Annotated in this window: 10 protein-coding genes; 8 read left to right on the plus strand and 2 right to left on the minus strand. The window is 51.2% G+C overall.

Annotated features, from left to right (window positions below):
- Positions 1-28: 28 nt before the first annotated feature.
- Both BLQ17_RS17525 and BLQ17_RS17530 read right to left on the minus strand, forming a co-directional pair.
- Positions 29-1,237 (minus strand): cation diffusion facilitator family transporter, encoded by a 1,209-nt coding sequence (locus tag BLQ17_RS17525; RefSeq protein WP_176761293.1) that lies wholly within the window; start codon positions 1,235-1,237, stop codon positions 29-31.
- A gap of 232 nt (positions 1,238-1,469) precedes the next feature.
- On the minus strand, positions 1,470-2,213 hold the full coding sequence (locus BLQ17_RS17530; protein ID WP_092225207.1) for a DUF364 domain-containing protein: 744 nt from the start codon (positions 2,211-2,213) through the stop codon (positions 1,470-1,472).
- A 213-nt stretch (positions 2,214-2,426) separates the two neighbouring features.
- Here BLQ17_RS17530 and BLQ17_RS17535 point away from each other — a divergent pair, with 213 nt between their 5' ends.
- The 8 genes from BLQ17_RS17535 to BLQ17_RS17570 all read left to right on the plus strand — a co-directional run bounded on the left by BLQ17_RS17535 (position 2,427) and on the right by BLQ17_RS17570 (position 13,501).
- Positions 2,427-3,071, plus strand: a complete 645-nt coding sequence (locus tag BLQ17_RS17535; RefSeq protein ID WP_092225208.1) for a TetR/AcrR family transcriptional regulator — start codon at positions 2,427-2,429, stop codon at positions 3,069-3,071.
- Positions 3,072-3,314: 243 nt separating this feature from the next.
- Positions 3,315-4,082, plus strand: a complete 768-nt coding sequence (locus BLQ17_RS17540) for an SDR family NAD(P)-dependent oxidoreductase (protein WP_092225209.1) — start codon at positions 3,315-3,317, stop codon at positions 4,080-4,082.
- A 50-nt stretch (positions 4,083-4,132) separates the two neighbouring features.
- Positions 4,133-5,833, plus strand: a complete 1,701-nt coding sequence (locus tag BLQ17_RS17545) for a long-chain-fatty-acid--CoA ligase (RefSeq protein ID WP_092225211.1) — start codon at positions 4,133-4,135, stop codon at positions 5,831-5,833.
- The gene (locus BLQ17_RS17550) at positions 5,830-6,933 is read left to right on the plus strand and encodes a CaiB/BaiF CoA transferase family protein (RefSeq protein WP_092225213.1); all 1,104 of its coding nucleotides are present in this window, start codon (positions 5,830-5,832) and stop codon (positions 6,931-6,933) included. Before BLQ17_RS17545 ends, BLQ17_RS17550 begins: the two co-directional genes overlap by 4 nt.
- A 23-nt stretch (positions 6,934-6,956) precedes the next feature.
- Positions 6,957-7,739, plus strand: a complete 783-nt coding sequence (locus BLQ17_RS17555) for an enoyl-CoA hydratase/isomerase family protein (RefSeq protein ID WP_092225238.1) — start codon at positions 6,957-6,959, stop codon at positions 7,737-7,739.
- Between the two features lie 37 nt (positions 7,740-7,776).
- Positions 7,777-9,030 (plus strand): thiolase family protein, encoded by a 1,254-nt coding sequence (locus BLQ17_RS17560; RefSeq protein WP_092225217.1) that lies wholly within the window; start codon positions 7,777-7,779, stop codon positions 9,028-9,030.
- Positions 9,031-9,082: 52 nt separating this feature from the next.
- Entirely contained in the window at positions 9,083-10,228 is a 1,146-nt protein-coding gene (locus BLQ17_RS17565; RefSeq protein WP_092225219.1) for an acyl-CoA dehydrogenase family protein, read from the plus strand.
- A gap of 315 nt (positions 10,229-10,543) precedes the next feature.
- A complete protein-coding gene (locus tag BLQ17_RS17570) occupies positions 10,544-13,501 on the plus strand; it encodes a sialate O-acetylesterase (protein WP_176761294.1) in 2,958 nt (985 codons plus the stop codon).
- Positions 13,502-14,073: the final 572 nt, after the last annotated feature.

Here is a 14,073-nt window from a genome sequence, read left to right on the forward strand (position 1 = left end):
TGAACACTACCAGACAACCTGGGCAAAGTCATTCTTTTACAGGGAAAGTGACATGCCTCATCTCTTCTTGCACAGCAGCTATCGCCTTATTGCTATCCACTTCACTGGTAAGCAATATCTCAGCACCTCCGTCACCCAGGACAAATCCCGGTCCTTTTCCTGACTGATCTTGATGAGTCAACAGTATGTCCATGTTGTTTTCCAGCAGCCATTTCGCTACCTTGATACCTTTCGCCTTGCTCTCTTTGCAGTAAGGATTAACCAGGACCTGTTCGTTGACCACGCCACCTCCGGAGTTCTCGAGACAACAAAGTCGAAAAAAAGGTGCTTCACCGAAATGGTCAGAAATTGTCTTCTTATCCTCGGCAAGGGGAATTCCATAGACAAGATGTTTCTTTGTTCGAGGTTGATAATGGATCAGGACCCGGTCAACCTCAGGAATTGCCAGCTTTATCCTGTTCTCCAGTTCTTCTGATATCCGGTGTCCCTTTTGCAATTCCTGGACATGGAGAGATATATCCAGCTCAACAAATTTGTAGCGGCCTGCATTTCTTCCCCAGATACCGTTAATTTCCAGCACCCTTGCGTCGGCAAGGACAAGATCGCGAATCTTGGACAGGGTATCGAAGTCAAGGGAAGCGTCAAGTAGAACGCGAACCGAATCGAGAAAAATGCGTATGGCGGCACGGCCGATAAACAGTACGACAACGACAGCAGCATATCGATCAAGGGCAAAACCTATGGCACTGCCTACCATCGCGGCAAGGATAACAACGGACGACAACACATCGGTCAGGATGTGGCGGGAGTCGGCAATGAGACTGGGTGATTTTGTCTGCAGTCCAACCTTGAGTTCATATCGTGAAAACAGCCAGGCAATTATAATGGTGCCGATGATGCCCGCGCAGGTCAGAGGAATATCGGTTGGTATTGATTGACGGCTGTCAAAAACCTTTTTTATAATTTCATACCCGGCAAAAACAATGAGTACCGATGTTACAAGAGCCACCAGATTTTCAACTTTGTACAATCCGTAGGGGAAAGCGCGGGAAGATCGCTTCGATATCTTTATGCCGATTATGATGATAATCGATGACAAGACATCGGCGAGTGAATGCAGGGCATCGGCCCTGACGGCGATGCTGCCGGACAGAAAAGCCAGCGCGGTTTTGATGCTCACCAGAACCAGATTTACCAGAATGGATAGCCAGGCAACTCTTTCCGATGTTTCTATCATCACAAATTCTTCCCCCCTCATCACCATGTTTTCAACAGAGACCTGGCCTCCTCCGCATTGCAGTTGGTGATAATCAAGCTGTAACTCTCAAGAATGCTTTATGCCGCATCAGGGATTAATCCGCTAATAGCAGAATTTTTGATCGAATTTAGACTCCTCCCATTGGCAACCTCTTAATGACAAACTAATTTCTTGAAACAAATTATCAAGAACCACAATGTGACGAAAAAGATTAAACGGCAACACTGACGAATTCCAGGTGCTTCTTCATGAGCATGGTACCGCCGCCCTGGGAAATAATTCTTTTCAGCAGCTCCGTTTCCTTCACCCGTGAACCGCTTAGCTGGGTAATTCTGGTATTTGCAAACGCTTCCGGGCAGACCGGGGTTGACGGCCCGAGAAGCACTGCGGCGCGGTTTCTCTGCAGGTGGCTCAAGAGGTTGTCGATTGTATCGTTGATTATGCTGGTCGAGGTGATGATCGCAACATCGCATGAAGCAAGCAAATCAGGGGCAGAGCGAATATCGACGATACCCGGTTTTGCGGAGTTGAGGTCTAACACATCAAGAGTGCACCCGGTTTTCTTTATCCTGGGGATGACGGGAGCAAAATGACCAACCATCACCACATGATCGGCAGCCTGGATGTTAAGCATGGAGATGGCTTCGGCGTCACTGTATTGCTGCTCTTTCCTGGAATAAACAGCGTTAAAGGCGGCAAGGCCGATGGCCCGCTCCAAATGATTGTCGCTTTCCAACAGCTGTAGAATGTCTTGCTCGAATGTGTCCTGGATGGAGCCTGCTTTTGGTAGATGTGTACAGGAAGAAGCCGCATTACGGTTTGGGGTCCAGGCAATTCCAGCCGCACCGTCTTTCAGCTCGACGCAGGTATAGCCAAGACCGATGCGTACATCCGCCAGTTTTTTGTCCTTGCACAATTTTTCACCAATTTCCTTTATGGTTTGCGCGATTGTCATGTCAAAGCTCCTTGCTGGTGTTCGTGGCGGCGATTGTCAATCGTTTATCTTACCAGAAGACTACCCCTCAAAAGGAGAGGTGGTTGTAATGACCTTACATCGATTTTCAGGGGTTGCAATGGGGTGATGAATTTTGTAGATTCACAAAGAGAGTAATTACTCTTATTATTGTATCTCAGCAATTTTTTACAACGTCTTCTGACCTAAATCAACATGAAGAAAATCAAAGATATCAAGATACAGCAGGTGGAGTTGAGCCCTCGAAAAAAACCGGCACAACGGCGGGCAGAGGAAACCGTAGCTCTCATACTTGAAACATCGGCACAAGTGCTTGTTAAAGTCGGACTGGACGATTTCAACACCAACATGCTGGCTGAACATGCGGGTTTGCGGGTTTCAACTGTTTACCGTTATTTCCCAAATAAATTAGCAATACTCACAGCCCTTGTACAGAATCTGCGAGATACGATAATTGAAGCGTTGACCAGTGTTGAAGTTGATGATGATGACTGGCAATCGGTCATATATGCGTACATTGATGCCTATGTCGTTGTAAACCGGGAAAACAGCGCCTTCTTTGCCATCAGGAGAGCTATACAATCAAGCCCAAAGCTCTACGAGATTGAAAAGGAACTGGAGTTGAAACTCTCTTCAAACATGGCAAGATTGCTCCTGGAAAAAGGTGTCGAAATACGATCTGAAGACCTCACCAGGGTCATTCAGGTATTTCTTGTCGCCGGTGCTGCAATTTGCGATCTTGCATACCTCAAAGGTAAAAAAGACAAAGAGTCCGAAGAAGCAATCATCAGGGAGCTCAAAGTGATGTCCATCAACTACCTTGCGAATTATTGTTCGTAAAATACGCTCTTTTTATACCTCCCCACCTGAAAATCCTCCCTGAAAATTTACCTCCGCAATCCATGACAGAGCACGGTTCAAACCACAACTGAACAAAAAGAGCAATTACTCTTTTTTTCACTTGACTTGTCAACAGCCCGGTGGTTTCATATAAAAAGAGAGCAATTACTCGCTTTACATGTAGCTGGAGGCTAACAAACAGGAACGAAACAGCCCTGCAAAAATGAAAACGGGAGAGTCAATATGCAGATTGAAAATTGTGTTGCGGTTGTAACCGGTGGCGCGTCGGGCTTAGGGGAAGCTACGGTGCGCAGGATAATCGGCGGAGGAGGTAAAGCGGCTATTCTCGATATGGACACAAACAGGGGACACGATCTCGCGGGGGAATTAGGGGATAACGCCCTGTTCTGTGAAACGAACGTAACGTCGGAAGAATCCGTCGCTAGTGCGCTTGATGCAACCGTAAACCGCTTCGGCTGTCTCAACCTGGCCGTCAACTGTGCCGGAGTAGGCACCCCCATGAAGGTAATCGGCAAGGAAGGACCAATGCCTATTGCCAAATTTAATCTGGTTGTACAGGTCAACCTTATCGGCACCATGAATGTGATGCGTCTGGCTGCGGAGAAGATGATGCACAATGAACCGATGGCCGACAATGAAAAAGGCGTGATCGTCAACACCGCCTCGGTTGCCGCTTATGATGGCCAGATCGGCCAGGCTGCCTATGCCGCCTCCAAGGCCGGGGTGGTGGGCATGACCCTGCCGGTTGCCAGGGAATTCGCCGAATATGGCATACGGGTGATGACCATTGCCCCGGGCCTTTTCGAAACGCCCATGCTGCAGGGGCTGCCGGAAAAAGCCAGGGCGTCCCTTGTGCAGATGATGCCTTTTCCAAAACGGCTGGGCTATTCCGATGAGTTCGCCATGCTGGTGGAGCAGATTGTGGTCAACCCAATGCTGAATGGAGAAACCATACGACTGGATGCCTGCGTCAGGCTGAGTGCCAGATAACAAACCGCTACGGGCTCGAGAAATTGAATACCAAGGATAAGGAGGTAACTATGTCCCAGGATTTCATTACAGGTTGCCCTGCAACATCGGGCGACGATTTTCAACTCAATACAGTCAGCTTTATCAAAGGTGCGGCCCGGACTTTTCCCGAGGTCGAAGTCGTATCCCGCCGCCTGGACGGCTCCCTGTTCAGGTATAATTATGCCGAGGCCTACAGACGAATCAAGCAGCTGGCCAATGCCCTGGTGAACCAGGGAGTCCAGCCTGGAGACAGGGTGGCAGTGGTTGAGTGGAACACTCACCGCTACTGGGAACTCTACCAGGCGATTTCCGGTATCGGGGCGGTTCTGCTGCAGGTGAACCTGCGAATCTCCGAAGATGACAAGGTCTACGTCCTAACCCACAGCAACGCCTCCCATCTCTTCGTCAACGATACCCTGCTGCCCTTAATCGAGCCTATAGCCAAACGGCTGACCACTGTCGGGAAATACTATGTCATCACCGACAAACCGTTTGAAGAGGTGCGGTCGACCCTTACGTTGTCCGACAGCTACGAGGATATGCTCGCGGCGGAAAAGCCGGAATTTGACTGGCCGATGGTGGACGAACGATCAGCCTTTTCCGCCTGCTACACATCAGGAACCACCGGTAAGCCCAAAGGAGTCTACTACTCCCATCGCTGCATCTACCTCCACACCAACGCTTTCGCGCTGGCAACGGAAATGACGAACAGGGATGTGCTGTTACAGACGGTACCGATGTTTCACTGTCACGGCTGGGGCCTCTACTTTTCCGCCTGCCTGGTCGGGGCAAAGCTCGTCTTTCCAGGCATGTATACAACAGAGACGCTAAATGTACTGGTCGACTTGATGATGTCAGAGAAGGTGACTGTCAACCAGGGCGCCCCGGCGATCCTCATCCCCATGCTGCACTACCTGGATTCCCTGGAGGAAAAACCGAAATTTGAAAACCTGCGCATTATCAGTGGCGCCACCGAACCTTCCCTGGGCATGATGAAGGGGTTCGCGAAATACGGCGCCAATATTATCCACGCCTACGGGGCAACGGAGTCCACCCCCCTGGTCACGCTCAACGCCCTCAAGCCGTCCCTGGACTCACTCACCGATGACGAAAAGTGGGACCTGAAAAAGAAACAGGGACTGCCGTTTGTCGGCCTCGACCTGATTATTGCCGATGCAACCACCGGAAAACCAATAGAAGCTGGGAGTACGGCTACTGGCGAGATCCTGGTAAAGGGTCCCTGGATTACGGCGTCCTACTTTGACGATCCACGAAGCGAATCCGCCTTTGTCAATGGTTACTGGCGTACCGGTGATGCCGGCTGCCTCGATGAGAACGGCTACCTGAAGATAACCGACCGGCTGAAAGACATCATCAAGAGCGGCGGCGAGTGGATCTCCACCATCGACCTTGAGAACACCATCATGGCCAACCCTAAAGTGCTCGAAGCCTGCGTGGTTGGCGTCCATCATCCGAAGTACCAGGAGCGGCCGTTGGCACTGGTGGCCCTCAAATACGGCATGTCCATGACTGCGGGAGAGGTCATCGACACCCTCGGCAATCAGTTTGCCAAGTGGCAGCTGAGACCGGAGGAGGTGATCTTTGTGGATGAGATCCCCAAGACCAGCGTAGGCAAGTTTTCCAAGAAGGATATACGGGCAAAGTACAAAGACCAGTATGACGGCGGACGAGAGAGCCCAGCGGAAAAACAGACAGCGGAGACGGTATGAAGCAGGCGCTGCTGGGAATCAAGGTGCTCGATCTTACCATGAACCTGCCGGGTCCGTTCATGACCTGGCTCATGGCGGAGATGGGCGCGGAGATCGTCAAGCTGGAAAATCCGCTGGGAGGAGACTTTGCGAGGAGTTTCAACGATCCTGAGGGAGCCGGTTATTTTCCGCTGTTCGATGTTGTCAACCGAGGGAAAAAAAGCATCACCTGCGACCTGAAACAACCGGGGGGAAAAGACCGCGTCCTGCAGATGATGGGAAAATACAATATCGTTGTCGAGGGATTTCGACCTGGTGTCATGAAAAAGCTGGGCCTCGACTATGACTCCGTCAGCCAAATTCACCCTGGGGTGATTTACGTCTCCGTTTCCGGTTACGGCCAGAGCGGCGACTACGCCGAAAAAGGGGGTCACGACTTGAATTACCAGGCCCTGGCCGGGAGTTTCGATACCGGCGCACCGATCACGGGACGCGCGCTTGATGTTCCATCTGTACCCATCGCTGATCTTGGCGGCGGCAGCCTGCTGGCACTTTCCGGACTGTTGGCCGCGGTGATCCAGAGAGACCGCACCGGAAAGGGGTGCCACCTTGATGTCTCTCTTCGTGACGGGGCGTTTGCGATGAATGTTTTCGCATTCTGTCAAATGCAGCGCAACCTGGCGGAGGTGCGCCAGGTTGGTCATTTTCTCTCGGGGACCCAGCCTTTTTACAACATCTATGAGACACGCGACGGACGCCACATGAGTCTTGGCGCGGTGGAACCGAAATTCTGGACAGCCTTCTGCCGGGTCGCCGGCTGCGAGGAGCTGATTCCTGCTCAGTTCGGCGGAGCAGCTGTAAAAGACAAGGTTGCCTCGATTTTCAAGAGCAGGGACCAGGCGGAGTGGAGGCGTCTGTTCCGGAACGTGGATGCCTGTTGCGAGCCGGTCCTGACCATGCCAGAGGTCCTCGCCTCGGATCTGGGTCGCCAGCGCCATCTCGTATGCAAAACTGTCTCAGGGGGACAAACTCCATCCTGCCCGATAAAGACAGTCGGCTCCATACCCACCAAAGCAGCAGACGTGCCCCGGCTCGGTGCGCATAATGTGCCGGATAGTTGATCAACACCGTTTACGAGGAAAGCATGAAATTTGAAAATATCCTGCTGGAAACAAGTGAAAGCACAGCAATCATAACCCTGAATCGGCCCAAGGCCATGAACGCCATCAATTCCAAACTGTTGGCCGAAATCCATGAGGCACTTGATCAGGTAGAAGCTGACGAGACCATACAGGCCCTTGTCATTACCGGCGGGGAGAAGGTGTTTGCCGCCGGAGCGGACATCAAGGAGATCCGCGGGGTGGAAAATCCGACCCAGGCCCACCGGTTCCTGCGCTCCTTGCTGTCCTGTTTCAACCGGTTATCGGAGGTAGAGATACCGGTGATCGCAGCCATCAGCGGTTTTGCCTTTGGCGGAGGGTGTGAGCTTGCCCTGTGCTGCGACATCCGCATAGCCTCGAAAACAGCGCAGCTGGCCCTGCCGGAGATCAACCTGGGTTTGATGCCCGGGGCCGGCGGCACCCAGAGGCTGGCCCGACTGATCGGCATGGGCCTTGCCTGCGAGATGCTTTTTACGGGTGCGCCTGTGTCTGCAGACAGGGCGAGGAAGATTGGGCTGGTCAACAAGGTGGTGGAAGAACCGGACCTGGTAAATGAAGCAATGAAGATGGCAACCGTTCTCGGGGAAAAACCGGGATTTGCCCTGAAAATGATCAAAAAGGCGGTCAAAACCGGGATGAATACCGATCTGGTTTCCGGACTCGACTATGAATCCCGTTGTTTTGAACTGCTTTTTTCAACAGAGGACCAGAAAGAAGGCACCTCTGCCTTCGTGGAAAAGCGTAAACCGGAATTCAAGGGGTATTAAACTTCACTGCCCCCCGAACCAAAAGAGGAAAATCATCATGCTCGACTCTGTATATATCATTGGTACCTACACCACAACATTTGGAAAATGGCCGGAAAAGTCCGGTAAAGAACTGACTCGAGACGCACTGGTTGGTGTCCTCGAAGACGCTGGCATGAGCGACGCCGGTGCAATGGAAAGCAGCTACTTTTCCAACTGCGGCATGGGAATCCTATGGGACCAGGACCTCCTCAGGGGACACTGCATGTTCGCCCCCATGGTCGACGAGGGACTGTTCCCGGAACGTGTCCCGCTGGTTAACGTCGAGGGGGGATGCGCCTCGGGGTCCATTGCCCTGCATCTTGCCTGGAAAGATATCCTGAGCGGACTCCACGATGTTTCTCTTGCCATCGGCATGGATAAATTTTATCACGAAGACATGGCGCGGGTGATGACAGCTTTCAACCACGGTATCGACCGCGAGGAAAAAGACAGTTTCATCAAGCGTTATCAACAGGTAGCCCAAGAGTGCGGGCAGGATTTCCGTTTCGGCCCGGAACGTTCCATTTTCATGGATACATATGCAATGCAGGCCTGCTGGCATATGTGGAAATGGGGGACCACCCAGGAGCAGATCGCCATCGGCGCCTCCAAAAACCACCACAACGGTTCGCTCAACCCGAAAGCCCAGTATCGTTTCGAGGTTCCTGTAGATAAAGTTCTTTCAGACTACCTGGTCAGCTATCCGATGACCAGGTCTATGTGCGCCCCTATCGGTGACGGGGCCGCGGCGGCAATTCTCTGTTCGGAAAAATTCCTGAAGCAGCAGCCTGCGGCGGTACGTGATCGTGCTGTAAAAATCAGGGCAAGCGTGCTTTCCGGCGGAAAAAACCGGCCTATCGCCGAACCGAGCCTCACCAAATGGGCAGCCGACAAAGCGTATAACATGTCCGGCCTGGCGCCGAAGGATATCGATGTCGCCGAAGTCCATGATGCGACCTCATTCTGTGAGATATACCAGGCGGAAATGATGGGATTTTGCCCAATAGGCAAAGGTGGAGAATTTATAGCTTCCGGAGCGACCATGCTGGACGGAGAAATCCCGATCAACACCTCTGGTGGGTTAGTCTCCAAGGGACACCCCATCGGGGCTACCGGACTGTCGATGGTGTACGAGGTGGCGAACCAGCTGCGGGGCGAAGCCCAAGAGCGCCAGGTAAAGGATGCAGGAATTGGTCTCATTGAAAACGGCGGAGGCGTTATCTCGGTGGAAGAGTTCGCTTGCGGAGTTACCATCCTGGAGCGCAATTGACGCATAAGGTTTCGTTACAAGAGCTGGTAAATTTTCAGGCAAGGAATCTACAATGACATATAACGCCGGTTGGATGAACGATGAATTGAGGCTGATGGCTGAATCAGTCAGGAGCTTCCTGGAAAACGAATATGTCCCGCACGACGCGAAGTATGAAGCGCAGCATTTTGTCGACAGGGAATTCTGGAAAAAAGCTGCAGAGATGGGAATGCTCGGCGCAACTATCCCTGGAGAGTATGGCGGTATCGGAGGGAATTTCGCCTTTGATGCGGTGATCAGTGATGAGCTGGCCGCGCAGGGTATTTCCGGCTTTGGCATCCAGGTCCACAACATCGCTTCCCACTATATCCTGGCGTACGGGAGTGAGGAGCAGAAGAAGAAGTGGCTGCCAAGGCTCTGCAGCGGTGAATGTATCGGAGCCATTGCCATGACGGAGCCGGGAGCAGGTTCCGATCTTCAGGGGGTGACGACCAAGGCGGTAAAAGATGGAGATTTTTATACCATAACCGGTTCCAAGACCTTTATCTCCAACGGGCTGTTGGCAAACCTCATCGTCCTCGTGGTGAAGACCGATGAATCAAAAGGTGCCAAAGGCATCAGCCTGGTTGTGGTCGAAACCGAGGATCTGGCCGGTTTTACCCGCGGCAAACCGCTTGAGAAGATCGGCCAACACGCCCAGGACACCACCGAACTTTTTTTCGATGGTGCCCGGGTACCATGCGTTAATCTGCTAGGCAAGGAGGAAGGCAAGGGGTTTTACCAGCTGATGGACCAGCTGAAATATGAACGGCTGCTGATTGCGGTCCTGTCCGTGGGTTTCATGGACCGGGCGTTGAAGATGACTTTCGAGTATACACAGGACAGAAAGGCCTTCGGCCGCACCATCTTTGATTTCCAGAATACCAGGTTCAAACTGGCGGAGCTCTTTACCGAGGCCAGGATCGGCAGAACCTTTGTGGCCGACTGTATCGAAAAAATGATAGCAGGCAAGCTGGACACAGCGACTGCCAGCATGGCAAAGATGTGGCTCACCGAGAAACTCTGCAAAACTGTTGATGAGTGCCTGCAGTTTTTCGGGGGGTACGGGTATACCAGGGAATATCCCATATCACGTCTCTTTGTCGACAGCAGGGTCATGAAAATTTATGGAGGTACGAGTGAGATCATGAAGGAACTGATCGCCAGGTCATTGCAGTAATATTCGTGCAACTTGCTCGTTACGATATCTGCGGCGAATTGTAAAATCGCCGCAGTCCGTTTTGTGAAATTAACTCTTTGATAACAGCACTCCCGGCTCGCCAAAAAGATCCTTCCGACTGACAGGAAACATGTCTGCACATTATTTTTTTATTGCAATATCAGCACATTGTATTACACGTAGCTTTTACAGGAAAAACATCGCTTGTTGGTAAGCAGACGGCTGATGAAGACTGAAAACGTTGAAAAGGACGGCTCTTTTTTTTGGTTATCATCAGCCAGGTTAATCTATCACGTAACGGATAAAAGTGACAAAATGGCATTGAATTTATTGTACGTTAGTGCAAATGGCACTTCGCAGGGACTTGGGACGGCAGCGCAACCTCTTGACTTTACATCGGCGGTGCGACAGGGCGGTGAAAACAGCGTTATCGTCTTACTCAACGATGCAGGCACGATCTACACCGAGGGGGTTGCCCTCCACAAGAACCAATACGTATTGGGCGAAGGGGCCACCGCCCACGTATTCCACGAAGATGGGGTGACGGTGGAAATGTTTACGGCACCAGGGTCAGGTGGTGCCCAGCTTCACGGCACCTCATCGTACAACGGTGTTATCGGAACCCATCCGGAGACAGCAGCAACCGCGGTCTCCGGCGTACAGGCCTCCGGCGGTGTCAACGATGCGGGTATCGTCGCTGAATCACGTTACCACTTCCTGCTGTCCGGGCAGTCGAATATGGCTGGATGGGCCAACGTTTCGGACTTTGATGAACAGTTGCAAGGGACCCAGGAAAATGTCCACATGTGGACAGGAAACAAATTTGCGTCATTAGAACCAACTCAGAATTCAGCACCTCTCGATTTTGGGGCCGCACCAAATCGCCTATGGGCCGGTTCGGAGTTGTCTCTTGGAGTGAACCTGACTAAAGCCCTGGCCAGCGACGTCTATTTCACTAAAGTTACTTCAGGCGGCACCTCCATAGATCGCTGGCTGTACCAGGATATGGCTGACAGGTTGCTTGAGCATAGCCTGAAAGCGTCTGAAGATATTGCAACCCAGGGATATGCTCCGATCATGGGTGGCCTAGCATGGAACCAGGGAGAATATGACGTTAACAATTCAGCACCTTACGACCAGAAGTTGCTTGCGTTATTGCAAGAGTTGCAATCAGAGACCGGGATATCAGATCTACGTCTGGTCGCCAGTGGCGTTTCCCCACAAATGGGGGGGGCGGTTATCGAGCAGGAAATACTCCAAGCCATGCAATCATCTGAGTTTATCGCGTATTTCAGCATGCTTGATTTTACCGACTACTCAAATGGGAATGTCCATTTCAGCGCTGAAGGTTATTCGTATATGGGGTATCAGTTTGCAGTTCACCTTCTGGAAGACCTTATAGGCAACCCGGTAACACAAGATGCCATTGACGGGTATCTTCCTTTACGTATGATTCCTGTGGCTCCAGTAGCCGAAAATGACAGCCAGAACATAGTTGTTGGCTTTGATGTCGGCAGGCAAGGCAACGTGCTTGCCAATGACAGCGATTTCAACATCACGGAGACTCTGTCCGTTGCAACGGTAAACGGGCTCCACTCCAATATCGGGGAATGGATTGATCTTGAGGAAGGAGGAAGGATCAAGATTGAAGCGGATGGCACCTACGATTTTGACCCCGGTGAGAGCTATGGCGATCTCAAGGCCGGTCAATTTTTCTCCATTGTGGTGCCATATGAAGTAATGGACGATAAAGGGCTTGTCGACCAGGCTACCCTCACCTTGTCCGTATATGGAAGTTATGGTCGTGAGGGCGGGCTGTACATCGAGGCGGTCAGCGGCAGCACCTACGGGACAAGTGGCGATGATGTTATTATCGGCACCGATGGCAATGATCAGATATCCGGCAACGGTGGTTACGACATGATATTTGATTATGGCGGCAATAATACAATCCGTCTCAACAATTCACAACCAGACAGTAAGTCCATGGTTTTCACGGGCAAAGGAAACGACAGCATATATGCCACAGCTGGAGATGACGTTATTGATGCCGGGAACGGCAACAATAACGTATACAGTTATGCCGGAGACGACACAATAATTGCAGGCGACGGAAATGATTTTATTAATGCCAGGGGAAGCTATTGGGCAGTTGGTGATCGTGCCGGAAACAATACCATTGACGGTGGAGACGGTAATAACCGTGTCTATACCGGCGCCGGAAGCGACAAAATCACTACCGGTGATGGAGATGACCTGATCTATTCAACTGGCGGCGGTGACGTCATCAACGCCGGCCACGGTAATAACACTATCGATTCCGGTTATAATCGGTATGCAGGAAGTGGAAAAGTCACCATCATTACTGCCGGAGACGGGAACAACCGCATCTACACAGACGCAGGAGATGACCACATCACCCTGGGAAAAGGCCAGAATTATGTGTACAGTTACGGTGGCAACGACAACATAACAACAGGTAATGACAACGATTTTATTAACGCCAGGGGGAACAATTGGTTAGTTGGTGATCGTGCCGGAAACAAGACCATTGACGGTGGAGACGGTGATAACCGTGTCTATACCGGCGCCGGCAGCGACAAAATCATTACCGGTGATGGAGATGACCTGATCTATTCAGCTGGCGGCGGTGACGTTATCAACGCCGGCCACGGTAATAACACTATCGATTCCGGTTATAATCGGAACGCAGGAAGTGGAAAAGTCACCACCATTACTGCCGGTGACGGGAACAATCGCATCTACACAGACGCAGGAGATGACCACATCACCCTGGGGGATGGGCAGAATGTTGTGCAAAGTTTCGGCGGTAACGACACGGTCACAACCGGTAGCGGCGATGACAGGATTACCCTTTACGGGTACAACGCCAGCAATGACGCGCAGTCAGAGAAGCATGTTTCTTCCGGAGCAGGAAATGACACGATTTTTGGTTCTTTCGGCGATGATACGATTATTGCCGGTCAAGGTGATGATGTTATCGATCTTCGGCGCGGCGGCAATAATCTGTGTATTTTTGAATCCGGCGATGGGGTTGATCGGATCGTGGGGTTTGACGCAGAAAGCGATAAAATTCAGTTCAGCGTTGAAGGGTTGACCTATGAAGAGCTCCAATTTCTGACGTCCAGTGATCGGGACCCTGCTTTTTCAGGATCAGGGACAGGGATACGTTATGGAGACGACCTGGTGACTGTAGATGTCCGACCAACCGATATCAATGAGGATCTGTTTGTATTTATGCCTTATTGTTAACCTGTCCGTTACCTTCCTTTCCCCCTCATTTACAATAAGTGAGGGGGGATCGTTTTTCAAATCACGTTCCGGCAGTCCTCCGGTTGCAACCAACCCCACCTGCCTGTTTTATCCAATCGCCTGACCTGTCAACGTCCATAGTTTCCAATGGACTGATCACCCAGCCTCGCGACATCATTACTGTCACATCGTCGCAGTCTTTGCGGTCATCGGTGCCTGTTTTTCCAGTCTTGCACAGGGAGCCTGGATTCTGGACCGGCCTGTGAGTCGTTCGGCACGACCGGAATTGTGGTATGGTAGTTTTGAAGTGCTGATCGGCCGCTGAACCGTGGTTGCTGTTTTTTAAATCCCGGTGCTCAATCAATTGCCATATAATTTCTTTTACTCAAACCCATTTTTCTGGGCAATTCCTGGAACAGGATGCAAAACTTGAGATGGCAAAAAAACTTAGAAAACAGAAAAACTCCAGCTATTCCCGATGTAAATCTAAGTCATTGAAATTGCGCCATTCGGTAAAATCATCTTTCGTAAACATTTAATATGAAGTATGAACTTAATCTATTGAAATAATG

Source organism: Desulforhopalus singaporensis (assembly GCF_900104445.1).
Lineage (GTDB): Bacteria > Desulfobacterota > Desulfobulbia > Desulfobulbales > Desulfocapsaceae > Desulforhopalus_A > Desulforhopalus_A singaporensis.